Origin of the sequence: Flavobacterium sp., assembly GCF_036405015.1 — a bacterium.
Taxonomy (GTDB): Bacteria; Bacteroidota; Bacteroidia; order Flavobacteriales; family Flavobacteriaceae; genus Flavobacterium.
This window is the reverse complement of the sequence record NZ_DASWYK010000178.1, coordinates 1-18,007: the sequence shown is the minus strand read 5'-3', so window position 1 is coordinate 18,007 and position 18,007 is coordinate 1. Positions and strand designations below refer to the sequence as shown.

At 34.1% G+C, this 18,007-nt stretch carries 17 protein-coding genes and 1 riboswitch; of the genes, 7 read left to right on the top strand and 10 right to left on the bottom strand.

Annotated elements, in window-relative coordinates; genetic code table 11:
• Positions 1 to 163 precede the first annotated feature (163 nt).
• Entirely contained in the window at positions 164 to 2,446 is a 2,283-nt protein-coding gene (locus VGE71_RS14575; protein ID WP_331138987.1) for a cation:proton antiporter, read from the top strand.
• 79 nt (positions 2,447 to 2,525) lie between these two features.
• Here VGE71_RS14575 and VGE71_RS14570 read toward each other — a convergent pair whose 3' ends face one another.
• The 8 genes from VGE71_RS14570 to VGE71_RS14535 all read right to left on the bottom strand — a co-directional run bounded on the left by VGE71_RS14570 (position 2,526) and on the right by VGE71_RS14535 (position 12,722).
• Positions 2,526 to 3,164, bottom strand: a complete 639-nt coding sequence (locus VGE71_RS14570; protein ID WP_331138986.1) for an NAD(P)H-binding protein — start codon at positions 3,162 to 3,164, stop codon at positions 2,526 to 2,528.
• A gap of 80 nt (positions 3,165 to 3,244) precedes the next feature.
• Complete coding sequence (locus tag VGE71_RS14565) at positions 3,245 to 4,192, bottom strand: DUF4465 domain-containing protein (RefSeq protein WP_331138985.1); 948 nt, start codon at positions 4,190 to 4,192, stop codon at positions 3,245 to 3,247.
• A gap of 32 nt (positions 4,193 to 4,224) precedes the next feature.
• On the bottom strand, positions 4,225 to 5,439 hold the full coding sequence (locus tag VGE71_RS14560; RefSeq protein ID WP_331138984.1) for a hypothetical protein: 1,215 nt from the start codon (positions 5,437 to 5,439) through the stop codon (positions 4,225 to 4,227).
• A gap of 4 nt (positions 5,440 to 5,443) precedes the next feature.
• A complete protein-coding gene (locus VGE71_RS14555) occupies positions 5,444 to 6,682 on the bottom strand; it encodes a PKD domain-containing protein (RefSeq protein ID WP_331138983.1) in 1,239 nt (412 codons plus the stop codon).
• 223 nt (positions 6,683 to 6,905) lie between these two features.
• Complete coding sequence (locus VGE71_RS14550; protein ID WP_331138982.1) at positions 6,906 to 8,192, bottom strand: PKD domain-containing protein; 1,287 nt, start codon at positions 8,190 to 8,192, stop codon at positions 6,906 to 6,908.
• A gap of 4 nt (positions 8,193 to 8,196) precedes the next feature.
• Positions 8,197 to 9,342, bottom strand: a complete 1,146-nt coding sequence (locus VGE71_RS14545; protein ID WP_331138981.1) for a YncE family protein — start codon at positions 9,340 to 9,342, stop codon at positions 8,197 to 8,199.
• Positions 9,339 to 11,378 carry a TonB-dependent receptor gene (locus tag VGE71_RS14540; RefSeq protein ID WP_331138980.1) on the bottom strand — a complete coding sequence of 680 codons (2,040 nt, stop codon included), beginning with the start codon at positions 11,376 to 11,378 and terminating at the stop codon, positions 9,339 to 9,341. Before VGE71_RS14540 ends, VGE71_RS14545 begins: the two co-directional genes overlap by 4 nt.
• Before the next feature lie 123 nt (positions 11,379 to 11,501).
• A riboswitch (cobalamin riboswitch) is annotated at positions 11,502 to 11,703 on the bottom strand.
• A 113-nt stretch (positions 11,704 to 11,816) separates the two neighbouring features.
• The gene (locus VGE71_RS14535) at positions 11,817 to 12,722 is read right to left on the bottom strand and encodes a hypothetical protein (RefSeq protein ID WP_331138979.1); all 906 of its coding nucleotides are present in this window, start codon (positions 12,720 to 12,722) and stop codon (positions 11,817 to 11,819) included.
• 391 nt (positions 12,723 to 13,113) lie between these two features.
• Between VGE71_RS14535 and VGE71_RS14530 the strand changes: the two genes are divergently transcribed.
• The 3 genes from VGE71_RS14530 (at position 13,114) to VGE71_RS14520 (ending at position 14,799) form a co-directional block, all read left to right on the top strand.
• Complete coding sequence (locus VGE71_RS14530) at positions 13,114 to 13,707, top strand: hypothetical protein (protein ID WP_331138978.1); 594 nt, start codon at positions 13,114 to 13,116, stop codon at positions 13,705 to 13,707.
• 124 nt (positions 13,708 to 13,831) lie between these two features.
• Complete coding sequence (locus VGE71_RS14525) at positions 13,832 to 14,320, top strand: GNAT family N-acetyltransferase (RefSeq protein WP_331138977.1); 489 nt, start codon at positions 13,832 to 13,834, stop codon at positions 14,318 to 14,320.
• Complete coding sequence (locus tag VGE71_RS14520; protein ID WP_331138976.1) at positions 14,320 to 14,799, top strand: MarR family winged helix-turn-helix transcriptional regulator; 480 nt, start codon at positions 14,320 to 14,322, stop codon at positions 14,797 to 14,799. The genes VGE71_RS14525 and VGE71_RS14520 overlap by 1 nt, the downstream gene beginning before the upstream one ends.
• Before the next feature lie 36 nt (positions 14,800 to 14,835).
• Here VGE71_RS14520 and VGE71_RS14515 read toward each other — a convergent pair whose 3' ends face one another.
• Positions 14,836 to 15,192 carry a helix-turn-helix domain-containing protein gene (locus VGE71_RS14515; protein ID WP_331138975.1) on the bottom strand — a complete coding sequence of 119 codons (357 nt, stop codon included), beginning with the start codon at positions 15,190 to 15,192 and terminating at the stop codon, positions 14,836 to 14,838.
• A 108-nt stretch (positions 15,193 to 15,300) separates the two neighbouring features.
• Here VGE71_RS14515 and VGE71_RS14510 point away from each other — a divergent pair, with 108 nt between their 5' ends.
• From VGE71_RS14510 to VGE71_RS14500, 3 genes are all read left to right on the top strand, one after another.
• Positions 15,301 to 15,933, top strand: a complete 633-nt coding sequence (locus VGE71_RS14510) for an NAD(P)H-dependent oxidoreductase (protein WP_331138974.1) — start codon at positions 15,301 to 15,303, stop codon at positions 15,931 to 15,933.
• A gap of 268 nt (positions 15,934 to 16,201) precedes the next feature.
• Positions 16,202 to 16,579, top strand: coding sequence for a hypothetical protein (locus VGE71_RS14505; protein ID WP_144213615.1), 378 nt, complete (start codon positions 16,202 to 16,204; stop codon positions 16,577 to 16,579).
• Positions 16,580 to 16,710: 131 nt separating this feature from the next.
• Positions 16,711 to 17,175, top strand: coding sequence for a transposase (locus VGE71_RS14500; RefSeq protein WP_414656175.1), 465 nt, complete (start codon positions 16,711 to 16,713; stop codon positions 17,173 to 17,175).
• An 87-nt stretch (positions 17,176 to 17,262) separates the two neighbouring features.
• Here VGE71_RS14500 and VGE71_RS14495 read toward each other — a convergent pair whose 3' ends face one another.
• Positions 17,263 to 17,823, bottom strand: coding sequence for a hypothetical protein (locus VGE71_RS14495; RefSeq protein ID WP_331138973.1), 561 nt, complete (start codon positions 17,821 to 17,823; stop codon positions 17,263 to 17,265).
• Positions 17,824 to 18,007: the final 184 nt, after the last annotated feature.

The following is an 18,007-nucleotide window of genomic DNA, read 5'->3' as shown; positions in this document are numbered from 1 at the left end:
TTCATTACAATTTTTTTCCATGACATTACAAAATTGAACTATGCCTATTGGGTACCTCTTAATTTTGTTCTAAAATTGCCCCGATTTTATAAACTAATCTCTTTAAAAAGGAAGTTTTTCTTGCTTTGATAACTGATTTTAAAAGAGAGAAAATAAAAATATAATGAAAAATTTAAGAAACAGTATTTTTTACATTGGGGTTATCGGAGGATTTTCCATTTTGATGTATTGGATTATTCAAATGGGAGTAAAACTTGAAACAGGTCGAAATCTAAAAATCCCTACCTCGGATAAAACACAATGGAGTGAATTTCTTGATTCTCTTATCAAAAACCTGCACCATCCTTTAGCACTTTTATTAGCACAAATCGTCACTATTATTTTTGTTGCCCGTATTTTTGGCTGGATCTGCATTAAAATAAAACAACCTGCTGTTATTGGAGAAATGATCGCCGGAATCGTAATGGGGCCTTCATTAATCGGAATGTATTTTCCTGAGTTTTCTGCCGTTTTATTTCCTACTGAATCTCTTGGAAATCTTCAGTTCTTAAGTCAGATTGGTTTGATTCTTTTCATGTATATCGTGGGAATGGAAATCGATATGAAGATTTTAAGAAACAAAGCCCATGATGCCGTTGTTATTAGTCACGCGAGTATCATCATTCCGTTTGTATTAGGAATGGGATTAGCTTATTTTATATATGATGAATTTGCCCCTGCAGATGTACAGTTTACATCATTTGGCTTGTTTGCCGGAATCGCTATGAGTATCACTGCTTTTCCGGTACTTGCCCGAATTGTGCAGGAACGCGGTATTCATAAAACAAGATTGGGAACTATCGTAATTACTTGTGCCGCAGCCGACGATATCACTGCTTGGTGTATTTTGGCTGTTGTAATTGCGATTGTAAAAGCAGGTTCTTTTGGAAGTGCTTTGTACACTGTTCTTTTAGCATTAGGATATGTTTTCTTAATGATCAAAGTAGTTCGTCCGTTCCTGAAAAGAATTGGGGATTTGTATGCAACAAGCGAAAAATTGAGCAAACCGATTGTTGCCATCTTCTTCTTAACGCTTGTAGTTTCTTCTTACTTAACAGAAATTATCGGAATCCATGCTTTATTTGGAGCTTTCATTGCAGGAGCGATTATGCCAGAAAATATCAGATTTAGAAATCTATTTATCGAAAAAGTTGAAGACGTTGCCCTTGTACTTTTATTACCATTGTTCTTCGTATTTACAGGTTTAAGAACACAGATTGGTTTATTAAACGAACCTTATTTATGGAAAATCGCTGGATTAATTTTTACGGTGGCTGTTGTGGGAAAATTTGTCAGCAGTACGCTTGCCGCTAAATTTGTGGGTCAAAACTGGAAAGACAGTTTATCGATCGGAGCATTAATGAATACAAGAGGTTTAACAGAATTAGTTGCCCTAAATATTGGTTACGATTTAGGAGTTTTAAGTCCCGAATTGTTCTCTATGTTTGTAATTATGGCACTTGCTACTACTTTTATGACAGGGCCAACTTTAGATTTTATAAACTGGATATTTAGATCGAGTAAAGAAGAAACAGAAGAAGACACTGCATTAAAAAACAAATACAGAATTTTATTGTCTTTTGATCGTCCAGAATCTGGAAAAGCTTTATTGAAAGTTGCAGACGGACTTACCAATAAAAGAGCCGAAAGTTCTGAAATTACTGCTATGCATTTTCTTCCTACCGAAGAACTGCATCATTACAATACAGATGTCTATGAAACAGAAAAGTTTAAAGATGTTATTCAGGAATCTTTAGTTTTAAACCGAAACATTACTACAATGTTTAAAGCTTCTGCTGATATTGATAACGAAATTGTAAATGTTGCCAACAAAAGTAAACATGACTTACTACTGGTTGGTGTTGGACAATCTATTTATGAAGGAAGTTTATTGGGCCGTGTATTAGGCTTTACAACACGTATTATTAATCCTGAAAAAATCATTAACACAGTGACAGGGAAAGAAAACATTCTGGAATCGGCTCCTTTTGACGACGGAACACGCCAAATTATTGCAAAATCACAAATTCCTGTTGGTATTTTAATCGATAAAGACCTAACGGATATTGCTTCTATTTTTATTCCTCTTTACAATTTGAAAGATTGGGATTTAATTCAAAGTTATGTTCAGAAATTTGTTCAGAATATTGATGCACGAATTTTTATTTTGGATGTTGAAGGAAAAATTACTGCAGATCTTGATACCAAAGAAAAAATCCGACTGATGGAACAAGCAGCACCAAATCAGCTTATATTAAGAAAAGAACAATCCATTGAAAAAGATTTTCTGGATCAGCAGGATCTTATGCTTATTTCAATCGATGGTTGGAAACATCTCATGGATACAAAAAGTTCATGGTTGACCAATATTCCGTCAACTTTAATTATATCTGAAGATAAAAAATAGTTTGTTTTCGATTTATAAAGAAAAAGCGCCTTCTTGTTTAAAGAGGCGCTTTTTTGATTTATAATTGAACTTTAGAAAATCACAATGTAATAATACTGTTCAATTCTAATATTGTTGTTCCTGACGGAATTACTTTTGGAGCTTTTGCTAATTTTTCAGCTAAAAATGCTGTAGTTACAGGTTTTAAGCTTTTAAAAAGTCCAATTGCATTTAAAATTTTAATAACGCTAACCGATATTTTTTCACCAACACGATCCGTGTTTTCACGAATTAAAGGTCCAGGCCTGAAAATGATATATTGAGGAAAATCAAGCTTTTCTAAATTTTCCTCCAGTTCACCTTTCATTTTAGAATAAAAAACATTGCTTTTGGACGAAGCTCCGTAAGAAGAAACCAATACAAGAGAATTTACTTTGTTCGTTTTAGCAATGGCTGAAAATTGGGCCGGAATATCAAAATCAATTTTCCATTGTTTTTCTTTTGAACCTGCATCTTTTAAGGTTGTTCCGATACAAGAAAAAAGAACATCTCCCGTAATTAATTCCTGAAAAGCATTTACATCTGAAAAATCAACAACATGTTCGATCAATTTAGTATGAGATTTTCCAAAAGGGCGCCTCACAAAAATGGAAACAGAAGTATAGTCTTTATCTTCTAAAAGTTGATCAACCAATTCTTTTCCAGTAGCTCCAGTTGCGCCAATTATCAGTGCTTTCATAATTAAATTGTTTTAAAAGTAAATATACTCATCTTTAAGCAAAAACCCCTTTACAAAATTTGCAAAGAGGTTTTAGTATTTTAATTGATTCTTTTTACTGAAAGTTTATCCAAACAGAAATAAGCTGCTGTATTCATTCCGTAAATCGGATCTGAATCTGTTGAAGCCATTTGAAAAACCAAATATTGAACGTTTCCTAAAGACTGAAGTTTAGTTGCTGCAACACTTACCCATCCTGTTGGCATCACTAAAGACGATCCTGTGTAATCTGCCAAAGTTTGTGTTACTGGAGCTGTAATTGTTCCACTAGCATCAACACCGTAAATCAATAGTTCGAAATGGTCTCCCGAAGCAAATGGTTGTGCAAATCCGTCTCCGTAAAGACAACCGTAATATGGCCATGGATGCATGTTGATTTTTAAACCTTCTACTTTATACGATCCAATATTTCCAATTTTAATCCAGTTTGAAAAACCTGATTCTGAGAAAGTAGTTCCTTCTGGCGCTACAGGATCTAAATAACTAGACCAATACGCCACAATATAAGGATCTCCAGAAGTTCCAGGTGTTCCCGGCGTAGTTGTAGAAGCAGTTCCGAAACCACTACCAGCCATTGTTCCCCACTGATGAGCCACCCATCCGTCTGATCCTCCTGCTCCGTTGCCAGAACCGTAATTGGTAATATCGTTTACATTTGAAACAATAAATCCGTCCCAATAATTATAGCCTGCAGAAGTTCCTGTGTGTGAAAATGTAAAAATATCTACATTTAAATTGGTGTTCGAAACATAGGTGTTTTCCCAATACTTCCCTCCTGTTGTGGTAATACCACTGCTTAACAAAGCACTCGTTAAGTTAAGAGTTGTTGTCGTTCCGATTGCAGGATCTGCAACTGCCGTTCTGGCTGTTTTTGTTGAAGGATTTACTACCGATACAGCACTTTCGTTGCTTAAAACATCGTCTTCACTATTACAGGATGAAAATCCTAACATTAGACCCAAGGTCAAAAAATAAACTACTTTTTTCATTATTTATAAAATTTAGGGATTAAATTCAGTTCTTATTTTTTTGGAAAATTGATATCTGAAACTTGTTCAAAAAGAGCCGTCACCAAATCACCTGATCCCACTGCAGTAAATGTTGGCACATATACTTTTACAAAATCAATTCCTGGCAAATACACTTTTTTTCCATCTTTATCTACTGCCCAGCTAATATCAATTGACGGATCTTTTATACCGCCGTATCCCCAATCAAAAGTTCCAATATTAAAAGTTGTACCAGCACCATCACTAATATCTTTTGTTGGTATAAATATTTTTGTACCTTTTAAAGTATAGGTGTCGCCCTGCCATTCTGGATAATAGTTAACTCTTCTGCGAGTAAGTGTTTTTGTAATTTTACCAGATCCGTTTTTATTATCTGTCCATGAAAGATATGCGGTATCATACTGCCAAGGTAATGCTCCCGTTACAGGAATTGCAGTTGGATTAGGCTTACTATAAGTTACTTCGTAGTTTTTTACGGTAGTCGATTTGTTGTATTCGCTTCCTGCAATTTCATACCATTCATTTTCATCTGCTTTTCCGTTTTTATTCGCATCATATGCAACTGCAATACTTACAGGAGAAAACTTTATTGTTGTACTTCCAGCTGCCATTTGTACGGTAAAATCACGTTTTCCGTAAACATTAACAACCGTATGATCAAAAGCAGTTACAATATATCCTCCAAAAGTTCCCAAAGCAACAGCACCTTCCTCTTTTATACTTTGCTGAGCGGCCTCAAAAGCTTCCTCTCTTGTGCTGTAATTATCTATATTAAACCCAGGCGCAGGTAAAAAATCAATTAGTGTTAAAGCTTTTGCTGTATAAGTTTTTCCCGTTTCAGAAACCGTTACTTTTGTCAAAGCTTGTTTCTCAATTTTATCTACTTTTACCTTAAGATCTACTACATAATCTGCTGCTTTTGGCGTAATAAATAGTAACGTTTTTGTATCACCAATAATAGAATCTTTTGCAACACCATCTTTGCCTGTTACTTTAATCGACCATTGATACGTTTCTGTTTTTCCGTTGGCATTTTCGATAGCTACTTCTGGAGTAATTTCTACAACATTATATTGCTGTACAGCGAATTCTGAAGCTAATTTTACAGCAATTACAGGATCCTTAACTGGCTCTACAACCTCTTCTTGTTTAGAATCGTCATTACTACACGCATAAAAAGCAACTAAACCAATTAGAACTAAACTATATTTTAAATACTTTTTCATGGTTTTATTTGTTTGCTTTTTTTAAGTTGTACTTTTTTAATATATGAAGGTCTCCTGCTCCTGCAAAAACAGTTGCCATTGAAGATTGTTGCTGGCAAAGTCCCATTGGTTCGCTCACGCAGTTCACTACTTTTATAAAATCGATTCCTGGAAGATTGGCTTTATTTCCGTTTTTATCTACCGCCCAGTCAATATCGATATCTGGATTTATAGCATTTGCATATCCCCATTCTGGAGGAGTCGAATACCAAAGTGTTGTTTGTCCAGCACGTGCCGTTTTAAAGTCTACATCCAATTTTAAACCTTCATAACTCACTGTAGTCTGAGTTGCCCATAATGGATAAAATTCTTTTTTACCTCTTGGTCTTGGCAGATAATATTTATCTTCTTTACTGTTTTCACAATAAACATGCTCATAATCTGTCCAAAGCGCACTTGAAGTTACTAGAGGTTCTCCAGCTGCTTTTTTCTTATAAGTAACTTTAAAATTCTTGATTGTAGTCGATTTAGAATGCTGACTTCCTGCTATTTCGTACCATTCGTCTGCATCTGGTTTTCCGTTTTTGTTTTTGTCATAAGCCACAAAAATTAATCCTGGTGCTGGCGGATTTCCTTTTGCGCCTGTCGGATTGGTTACATCTCCTCCGTAAATTCTAAAATCATTTGCGCCTGTAACATTCACGACAGTGTGATCAAAACCAACCACAATTGATCCTCCAAAACCTCCTAAGTCTAACAAATAACCAATATTGGTTTCGTTGATTCTTCCTAAAGCGGTTTTCATAACATCTTCTTTTGAATTTCCATCTTTATAAAGATCATTGGCAAACATTCCAGGTGCAGGATCAAAATCAAAAATGCGAGTGATATACGGATTGAAATTTGTTGCTTCATTTGTCACATTCACAATCGTGCTTTTACTTCCCTTTTTATTGTCTGCCGTTACATTCAATGTAAATTCATAAGAACCAGCATAGATTGCTGTAAATCGTAAGTCTTTTGTATCTGCAACAATTGAATCGGTTACTTGATTTACTGGATTCTTAGTCATAATCCATTCGTATTTTGCTGTCGCACCAGCATCAGAAGCTGTAATGTCTAAAACCGTAAAAGTTGGTGTTTCATACTTTTCCTGAAGCGTAATGTCAATCACATTCGCATTTTCGTCTTTGTCATCACTGCTGCATCCGATAAAAGCAAATGCAAATGCCAGCGCTAAAATTCGGGTAACATTTTTTTTCATAATTGGTATAATAAATTGATTTGATATTAATTAAAATACATTGAGCGAAATTGGTCTAAATTAAATCCTAACACATAGAAACATAGATTTTTAAGTCTAAAGAGATCCCAAAAGAGAAATTTATTTCTTTCACATAGTCTACTATATGCATTTAAACAAGTGAAACGCCTTTTTAAAGCTTCCAAAAACTATATCTATGTGTTAAAAAATTCCACACAAATATTTATCTCGTTGGAATATTTTCTCCCAAAAGATGCAAGTCGGTTGCCCCCATAATTTCGGTTGAAGTTTCTCCGAGCCATCCTGCTTGCTGATTTAGTCCATTGTAAACTTTTACAAAATCTATTGCTGGAAGCTGTACTTTATTTCCTTTACTGTCAATTGCCCAGTCAATATCAATTGCTGAATCGTTGTCATTGTTTGGAGCATTATCAGCATAACCGTATAAAAAAGCATATTGAACAAAATAACTTCCGTTACCGCTTTCATCTACAGCATTGTCTGGTAATCTCGTTCCCTTAAAAGTGATGCTGGATTGATCTTTTTGCCATTTTGGCCAATAATCTAAAGAATGATTGTAAGCATTGTTTTGAACCAAATAACCGTCTTTTCCTTGATTATCTTTCCAATAGATATACTCCATATCCGTAAAAACAACCGTTCCTGTTCCACCTCCTGAAACTGGCGTTTTATTTGGATCTGGTCTGAAATAGGTAATCTCGTAGTTATGAATCGTCTTTTCCATTTTGTGACCAGCACCTTCAATTTCGTACCATTCGTCATCTGGAAGTCCATTTTTATTTTTATCGTAGGAAACCATAATTACGCCTGCTTCACTGCTTCCGCCTCTCATTCCCGCATCCGGATTTGGATTGGCATCGGCCCAAAAAGCATTTCCTAAAACTCGAAAATCACGTTTCCCTTTAATATTTACAATACTGTGGTCAAAACCAAAAACGACATAACCGCCAAAAGCGCCAAGCGAAATAAGATCTCCATTTTGCTTCGCCAAATACGAATTCGCTCTCGTCAATATTCTATCAGCCGAATCACCATCATTGGCCACAGGAAGATCATTTACAAATTGCCCTGGTGCAGGCTGAAATTCAAATACTTTAGAGATGTAACTTTTTAGTTCTTTGGCTTCAGCACTTATTACAACCGTAACTTTTTGCGTTTGTGTAGTTCCTTTATCAGTAATGGTTACTTTAAATACATAATTTCCTTCTGCGGCAGCTGCAAATAAAGCTTCTTTGGAAGTGGTATTTACTAAAGAATAATTTTCTGAAGAAACATTTTCTATTTCCCATTTATAAACTGCATCTGTACTTGCAGTTGTTTTCGGACTTAAAGAAACTATTGCAAAACGAGTCGTTTTAAATTCATTTACCGCTGTTTCTCCGCCACCTGATTCCGAATTATCATGATCTCCACCTGAACAATTTGCCAGTGTTAGTACTGCAAAAGCCAATAGTATTATTCGACAATACCTTAAAAATTGTTGTTTCATATTTCTATTTTTTGGTTATAAAAGCAATGTGTGCCGGAATATTTCCCGCTGTAGTTTTCCATTTTAATTTTCCATCAGGCGTAAAACAATAGATGTAACCTGTTACTACATAATTTTGAGCATCGGTAATGTAGATTTCTTTCGTTTCAGGATTTACTTGAAGTCCGTACGGAATCATTATTTTCTTGTCCGTTCCATCAGTAATAATTTGGTCGCTGATTATCTTTTTGGTTTTAGTATCCAAAATTCCGTACGTAATCTTGTTGCTGTTCGTGACATAACTCCAAGAAACGCTGTAGTAATAAAGCAAATCGTCAACCAAACACATTCCTAAAGCCGGAATATCGAGTTGCATTTTCTTTTCGTCGGTTTGGGTATCAATTACAAAAAGATTGGATGGTGTGTTGTAATAATCGCCTCTTGAACTCACATAAATATCGCCTCTACTGTCAATTTTCATACTGTACAAATTGATTCCGACATCTATTTTTTTGATTTCTGTGAAGGTTTCTAAATCAATTACCGAAACGGTTCGATCGTAATTTGGAACTCTATAGCCACCAGAATTTGCTACATACAATTTTCCGTTATGCACCACCATTTGTTCAGGCTGATAACCCACATTTACTTTTCTTTTTATTTCTAATGAAGTCGTATCAATTTCTGCAACGAAACCAATTTCAGCATTTGGATTAATCGCTACTGGTCCGGCATAAGAACTCACGTAGGCTTTGTCTTTGTAAAAAGTCACATAACGGCAATTTGGAATATCGATTTTTTTGATGCGTTTTGCCGTCCATTTTTCCAGAACTTCTACTTTATTAGAAACATTTATTACTGCATAAACTTTATCTCCATAGATTTGAATATCATTTCCAACATCACCCAATTCTTTTACAACTGACGGATTTCGTTCGGAGTAAACATCGGTTGTATAATTTCCTGTTCGATAATTAAAAACGTCTATGCTCGCTCGATTCATTCCCATATTTCCTTCATTGAGCAGATAGAAACCTTCAATTTTTCCGTCACTTCTAGGAGCAGCAACTTGAACATCCGAAGAAAGAAATATCGTTTCGTCTTCTCGACAGGAAACCAGAGAAATGGCAATGAAAACACCTAATATTATTTTTATAAAACTCTTTTTCATAACTCAAAACTGATTATAAATTTGAATGTTCTGCCTGGCATCGGATAATTGTAAATCACTTCATACTGTTGATTAAAAGCATTATTGACTTCAACTGTTGTATTCATTTTGTAGGTTTTGAAAGTGAACGCTTTTTGAACCGCCAAATCATGTGTGTACCAAGGCTGTACTTCGTTTACTTTGATATTGTTGACGTTTCCGTTGTAGCGTTTTCCAACATAAATAAAGCTGTAGTTGAAATTCCACGACTCATAACCCACATTTAAAATTCCAGAGCCACTGTGCCAAGGCGTATACGGAATCTGATCACCGTAAGAAGACATTTGTAAGCCTGCAACCTTTGTAAAATCTTGACTTTGAGAATAGGTATAAGTCAAATTTGCATTAAGAATTAATTTATCGAAATGAGTTCCTACATTAAGAACTGTTTCAATTCCTTTTCCTTTTACCTGTCCGATATTAGTCATCATCCATCGGAATAAATTTCCTGTCGGCGCTGCTACAATTTTGTCTTTTGTATTGGTATAATAGGCATCTGCCTGAATAGAAAATTTGTCGAAAAAACTTTCCCTTACGGGGAAATTATACGTAAAACCAACATCGTATTGGTTCATATATTCTGGTCGTAAAGTGCTTGAACCAACCATGGTATAATACAAATCGTTAAAAGTTGGCATTCTGAAAATACGTTTAGCAAAAGCTCTTAAATTGAAATCGTATTTTTTAAAAGGAGTATAACCGAGAAATAAAGCAGGCGTCATTTCAGTTTTATTCGGGGCTTTGGCATTGTACTTTACTTCTTCGATTACTCTAGTTGCCAATACATTTCCTAAAACTTTAAAACCTTCATAACGATAAGAAGTAGCCAAAGAAACCAAAGCGGTGTAACGCTCTGGAAAAGAAAATTGCGTCTGAATTCCTCTTCTTGTCGCATTTAATTTATTGTATTGAAAATCGGTTGAAAGCGAAACATCCCAAGTAGGTAAAATGCTGTACATATTAACTGCCGAAAAATAAGTTTCCTGCTGAAAATAACTATCGTCTGATTGCGCACCTTCCGTTACAGTTTCTCCCAAAACATTGGTGGTGTCTCTCGCGATGTAATGGGTATAATCGTAAGCGAATTTGCCTTTTAGCTGGAATTTGTACTTTTCAGAAACATCTTTCGTCAAAAAAGCCTGTCCGAAGAAATTCTTGTCAAACTGTCTGAAGCCGTCACGAAACTTATTTTCTACAATTGCACCTGGCGCACCACGTTCAGAATCGTAATAATAGACTTTTGCATCCCAAGTACCTTTGTTGATTTTTCCATAAATACCAGATTCAAATCGAAACGTTTCAATATCACTATTCCATCTTGTGGCTGTGGTATCATAAGCAGTTGTTCCGTCTAGATTTTTTCTTTTGTATCTGAATTTATACTGACCATTTGAGTTGATGTATTCTGAACTAACGCTTAAACTCAATTTGTCGCTCAGTTTTTGTTCCCATCTAAAAGAAGGATCATGATAATTAATGGACATGGTTTTATAACGAACAAGAAGATTTGTTTTTTTATTTCCGATAAAAACAGGACGTTTCGTTTTTAAGTAAATGGCTGAAGCCGAAGCAAAGTCTTTAGCCGATTGAAAAATTTCGCTTTTCTGACCATTGTACATCGTAAGCGATTCCATATCGTCAAGCGAATATTTTCCAAGATCTGTAACGCCGTTTTGGGCATTGCCGAGTTGGATTCCATCATAGAAAACCCCGACATGATGCGTTCCCATGTTCCGAACGTCAACCGTTTTAAGTCCGCCGACACCGCCATAATCTTTGATTTGTGTTCCAGCAAAATAACGAAGAGCATCGGCCACGTTATGACTTGCCAGTTTTTCGAGCAGAACGCCCGAAAGGCTTTGTACAGGAATCACTTCCTGATAAGGTTTTCCTTTTAAAACAACTTCTTTTAAAACCCGCGAACTGTCAGTTACAGCTTGGGAATAAAGCCAAAAAGGAAAAATTAGAATAAAAATAGTTAAAAGAGATTTCTTCAAAATTACACATCACTTATTAAAAAAATAACTTTCAGTGATGTAGTAATTATACAAACGTAGAATTGACCCCGCTGCAAAACAGCTGGTCATTATCTTTGTCATCAACTTCATACCACGAAAGTTTTAAACTATGTGATCGTGGCAGGTCTCCTGACTTATTCTATCTTTAAACGGCCTTCTCACTCCAAAAACGGAACAATGGCATTAGTAATGTTTAAAGACTTTGTGTAGAACTTACAGTAGCGGGTCTGCTCAGGATTTGCACCTGATTCCCTTTTAACTATTTTTTCTGAAGAAAAAACAGACCAAAATCAGCCGCAAATATAGGACGCTTTATTGGCTCTGCAAGCTGAAATTTGCTTTTTTTAGTAAATTTATTGTCTGAAATCACTGTAAAAGCTTGTCAATTATAGGAGATTCATGAATCAAAAAAAATTATTAGTCATGATTCACCATTTGCCTAAAAAGCATTAATTGTCCATCCTTATTTCGTTTCCAGATATTAATACTTTTCCCTTTTACGTTGCCATTTTTATCTCCATCGCTCCAGTCTACACTATAAAAACCAAATTCTATAATTGCTTTTTTGGCAACAATAACGCCCGAAGTCTCAATAGAAATTTGATCGATACTCAAAGTTCCTGGTTTTTCATGTTCGATAAAATAAGCCGTAATCTCTTTTTCTCCCGAAAGAATCGGAGTGTAATATGTTAAATACATCGCATCTGGCATAAACATTTTAGCGTGTTCTGCCCCTAACCTTTTTTGAACCAAGTTTTTAATAGAAGCGTTTCTTGCAATAACTTCTTTAATGGTTTTGTCTGATGAAATAAATTCTTTTGTTGTAGGAACTTTTGAATCATCAATTTTAGGAATAAATCGATCATCGAAATAACTGTTTGCGCCCCAGATTTCTGCTGCGATTGTCATTTTATTTTTAGAAGCTTTTTTCAATACCACCATATATTTTCCCGAATAAACATAAGGTTTCAAGTCTTTTAAATGGAGGTTTTCTGTAAAATTCCCAATTTCTAAAACGTAATCCCCAAAATCCTGTAAATCGACAATTGTTTTTTGGTACGAATTGACTTTTGCTTGCGTTAACCATTGTACATAAAAATCGGCAATTGATTTATTCCCCGTTCTTTGTCTGCTATGTTCCGGCATGAATACAGTTTGGTCTGTATATGATTTTAAAACAACATCTTTATTATTTTCAACTAAAGCTGTTCCAAACAAAGTATTGTAATCTTCAATTTGTTTGCGGATACTAGCATCAACTGTTTTTTCTTGTGCAAAAACACCAATCGTAAATAGAAGAAAGGCCAAACTAAATTTAATCATAACCGATATTATTTAATTAAAACACAAATATAAACCATTGACAATTAATATTTTAAAAACAAAAACTAGAAAACATTTTCTTTACATCAAAATTTTATCTGCTCGATCTGATAAATCTGCGAGAGAATAATTTTTCCTGCAGATTCTGTAGATTTTTTTAGCCACGAATTACACGAATTTTCACTAATTTCTTTTTTATAGCTTCAAATCTAATTCGTGCAAATTCGTGTAATTCGTGGCAAACTTTCAATTTGCAAAAAGTCAAAAAGAACGTTAATTTTTATACAAATAGTTCTTTCTAAGGCAATATTTCGGTTTAAAAAATGTTTATATAGAAAGATTATGATGCATCTAATCTTAAAAAAATACCCCTTTTAAATACCACAGAAAAATGAAAAAAATATTTTTGATAATTGCCCTTACCACTTTTTCCATACACGGATTTTCGCAGGAGTTGAATAGTAAATTCAAATCCATTCCTGCAAAAGATGCTAATAAAAAAGAAGTTATTCCGCCAAAAGAAGCAGCTCCAAAGGAAAATCCGCCTGCACCAATAGAAAAACCCGCACCGCTACAGGTAAATCCAGATGAACTTTTTAAGGATACCAACTTATACAAACAAGAAGCAAATGTTGAAGGGATTTTTTATAGAAGAAATCAATTTTTAGGAAACTTCAATACTACTGCAGTGACTTCTACCATTATGTATCGTGATGCGGCTTTTGTAGACGGTGATAAAGTAAAAGTATATTTAAATGACAAAGTAATTGAACCAGAAGTTTTACTAAATGGCGATTTTAAAAGTGTCAAAATAAATCTGGAAAAAGGAATCAATAAAATTGATATTGAAGCTTTGAATGAAGGTTTTGCTTCTCCAAATACAGCCGAATTTAAAGTTTATGACGACAAAGGCCAAGTTATTTCGTCAAGCGAATGGAATGTTGGTACAGGTTATAAGGCTGTAATTGTTTTAGTTAAAGAATAATTCTTTTAAAAATAAATTGTAAAAATCATAAAAAACACTTAAAACTGCTATCTTCAGCAGTTTTTTGTTTGTATATATGTAGCTAACTACGTAGTTTTGTACTCATATTAAATTCCAGAATAAAATGCAGATTCAACCTATACAAAATGAGTACGAAAAAGAAATCGTAGATTTGATTTTAAACATTCAACAAAAAGAGTTTAATGTTCCTATAACTTTAGAAGATCAGCCCGATTTACAGGATATTGAAAACTTTTATTTTAAACCTGGTGGTATTTTTCTTGGCGCCTTTATCGATGATAAATTAGTCGGAACAATTGCCTTGGTGAAATTTAATACCGAAGCCGGAGCGATTAGAAAAATGTTTGTAAAGAAGGAATTCAGAGGTAAAGAGTTTCAAATTGCCCAGCAATTATTGGAAAAATTAATCACTTACAGCAAAGAAAACGGTCTCAAAAATTTATATTTAGGCACTGTAACTTTATTGCAGGCTGCTTTACGTTTTTACGAAAAAAATGATTTTATCACGATTCCACAAGAAGCGCTTCCAAGTGATTTTCCATTAATGAAACCTGATAATGTTTTCTGCCAACTCACTTTAAATCCAGCATAATGAATATAATTGACGAAATCGGCATTTTGGCCATATCCACAAGATTACAGCGTCTGAGCGAGCAGTTAAGAAAAGACGGCGCTCAGATTTACACCTATTTTAATATTGATTTTGAACCAAAATGGTTTCCTGTAATTTACACATTACACATAAAAGAAATGCTGAGTGTGGTAGAAATCGCCAATGAAATTGGCTATAGTCACCCTTCGACGATTAGTTTATTAAAAGAATTGGAAAAACAAAAAATAATCAGTTCCAAAAAAGATAAAATGGACGAAAGAAAAAGACTCATTATCTTAACGTCAAAAGGGAAAGAATTGATTGAAAAAATGAAACCCGTTTGGGATATTATGAACAAAACGCTAAACGAAATCACAAATACACAAAACAATCTCTTGAAAGCTATTGAAGAAGCAGAACAAAATCTAACCCGCCAAGGATTTTTCCAAAGAGCGATAGAACTAAAAAACGAAAACTAAGACTGTAACTGAGACTGTAAACTGAGACTGAATACTTTATTCCTTCCCCGTAATCTTTCTTCGATGATTAGCGCCCCATTTTGCCAAAGAATTAATAACTTCTTTTAAAGTATGGCCATATTCAGTCAACTGATATTCGACTGTTATAGGCTGCGTGTTTAAAACAGTTCGCGTAACCAACTGATTTTCTTCGAGATTCTTTAGTTCACGACTTAACATTTTACCCGAAATTCCTTCCACTTCCCTCAATAAATCGGTAAATCTCAAAGTATTAAAACACAAAGAAGCGATAATTGCAATTTTCCATCTTCCGTTTAAAATATCCATAGCATCATGTACTGCCAAAATATGTTTGCTGCATGTTTTTTTGTCGTGTAAAGCCTCTTTTATCATACTGTGTTAGTTAGTTACCTCGATGTTACAGTTACTTTTGGTAATTAGATGACAAAAATACACTTAAAGTCTTTACATTTGAAACATAATTTTAATCAGTACAAAAAAATGGCCTTAATAGATGCACTAAAGTGGCGTTATGCTACAAAAAAAATGAACGGACAAGTAGTACCGCAAGAAAAAGTAGATTACATTTTGGAAGCTGCAAAATTAGCTCCTTCTTCTTCAGGACTACAACCTTATAAGATTTTTGTCATTACAAACGAAGATTTAAAACAAAAAATCAGAGCCGTAAGTTTTGACCAAAGTCAAGTTACAGATGCTTCTCATGTTTTAATCTGGGCTGCTTGGGACGGTTATAGTTTAGACAGAATCTCTGCTGTTTTTGACAGAACAATTGCTGAAAGAGGAATTCCTGCAAATGCAATGGACGATTACAAAAAAACACTTTGGGGAATGTACGAACCTCTTGGACAAGAATGGCATGCAAACCACGCTGCAAGACAAGCTTATATTTCTCTTGGAACCGCTGTTGCCGCTGCTGCAGAACAAAAAGTAGATGCTACACCAATGGAAGGTTTTATTCCTGCCGAAGTAGACAAACTTTTAGGCTTAAGCGAACTAGGTCTTAAAAGTGTTTTGATTTTGCCTCTTGGTTATAGAGATGAAGCAAACGACTGGTTGGTTAACTTGAAAAAAGTAAGAACACCACAAGACGAATTTATCACAGAAATTAAGTAAAAAATTATTTTTTTTCACTTTGTTAAAAATGCTTTTGAAATTGCTGAATATGCTTTTTCAGAAGCATTTTTCTTTTAAATATTTCATTTTGAACTCCTAATCAAATGAAATTCAAAAAATCATAAAATGAACCATTATCCCCTCGTATTCTTTTTAACATTTAAACTAAAAAAAGGTACGAAAAGCGGATAATTAAATAATATTGTATAATTAATTTTGTCGAATCCAAAACAATTCAATTCTTATACAAAATTAAAATTCTAGCACTATGTCTGATTTTTTAACTCAATTTGGTGAAGACCTAAAAAAAAACGTCCCAGGGTTTATCGCTGTTTCTGTAGCTGAAATCGCTAGCGGTATGTCATACTACTCTCAGTCTGTTGTTGCAGATTTTGATCCTGAATTAGCATCGGCTTATAATCTTGAAGTGGTTAAAGCTAAAATGAATGCTATCAAGGCTCTAAATTTACAAGGTCAGGTTGTTGACAATGTTATGATTACGCTGAGCTCTCAGATACATATTATTGACGTTTCTGACAATCAACAATACTTTATTTATTTAGCTGTAGATTCTACAAAAGCTAATTTAGGTATGACAAAATCGATTTTGAATAAATACAAAAAAGAAATCGCAACAAAATTGTAGTACCTGCATTTTATTGCCCTAACGAAGAGGAATATTCAAATTGAGTATTCCTTTTTTATTTTACACCAAACGGCTTTTGCTTTTCTTTAAAAATATTTTATATTTCGACAAGAAAACGACTAACGGTATAAATGGAATTAAGAGCGTATTTTGAAAAATATCCAGACGAAGCAACTTGCATCGAAGAGCTGAAAAACCAGCGCTTACAAAATGGTATTATTTGCACCAAATGCGGTCATGACGTTCATTCTTTCAGACAAAATGATTTAAAATTTCAATGCAGAAAATGCCGAAGCCGCATGAGTTTACGATCCGGAACGGTGATGGAAAACTCTAATTTACCCATACGATATTGGATGATTTGTATTGAATTGATGACTTTAACACACAGAAAAATGTCGATTCTTAAAATTCAATATTTATTAGGACATAAAAGATACGAACCCATCTGGTTAATGGTTCAGAAAATACGTCTGGTCATGAAGATGCGCGACGAAAAATACAGATTAAGAGCCTATTCGCAATTTGATCCCGAATTTCTTCAGAAAATTGACCGATTGGCTATACAAAAGAAAACAAAAAGTGCCTCAAATTAGAGGCACTTTTTGTTTGCAATAACAATTATGAAATTTCAATAGACAATAGCAATTTCAATTAAAAATCAACCATTAAACTATCAACAATTATTTCTTTTTGTTCTTTTTTGCTTTAGTTCTTTTAGCTTTCTTTTTAGCAATTTTTTTCGCTTTTGCTTTATCTTTTGCTTTTTTAGCTTTAGCTTTCTTTTTCGCTTTAGCTTTTAATTTTGCTTTTTTAGCTTTCTCTTTTTTAGCATCTTTAGCTTTTTCTTTTCTTTTAGCTACTGCTTTTTTCTTTTTCAATTTTTCTTTTTTCTCAGCTAGCTGTTTTTTCTCTTTTTCTTTCATCTTTTTCTTCTTCTTATCGTTTTTAGATTTATCTTCATTTTCTTCAGCAGCGCCTTCTTCTGATGAAACTACTTCTTCTGCTTCTTCAATTTCCTCCCACTCTTCTTCTTCCTTTACCTCTTCTTCTACAACAACAGCTTCTTTTTCAACTGTTTTTCTAGGAGCTCTTTTAGGTTTTGGTTTAGTTTCTGTAGCTTCAGTTGCAACTGATTCCGCTTCTTGGTTTTGAGCCGTTTTTTGCTCATTTTCATCAGTAGAGATAACTGTATCTGTATTTACCTCCTGATCGATTTCATTAGTAAGCACTTCTTCTGCCATTATTGTGTTAATTTTAAGAAATTGATTAAATTAAAATTTGATTTCACTAATTTTCAATGTTATTAAATCATTAAATTAACATCAAAAAATAATAAACAAAGATAGATTGAAAAACCTATTCGCCAATGTTAAGTTTTTCATTGAAGCCCGAAACCACTCGTAACAAACTAAAAAACAACAAATT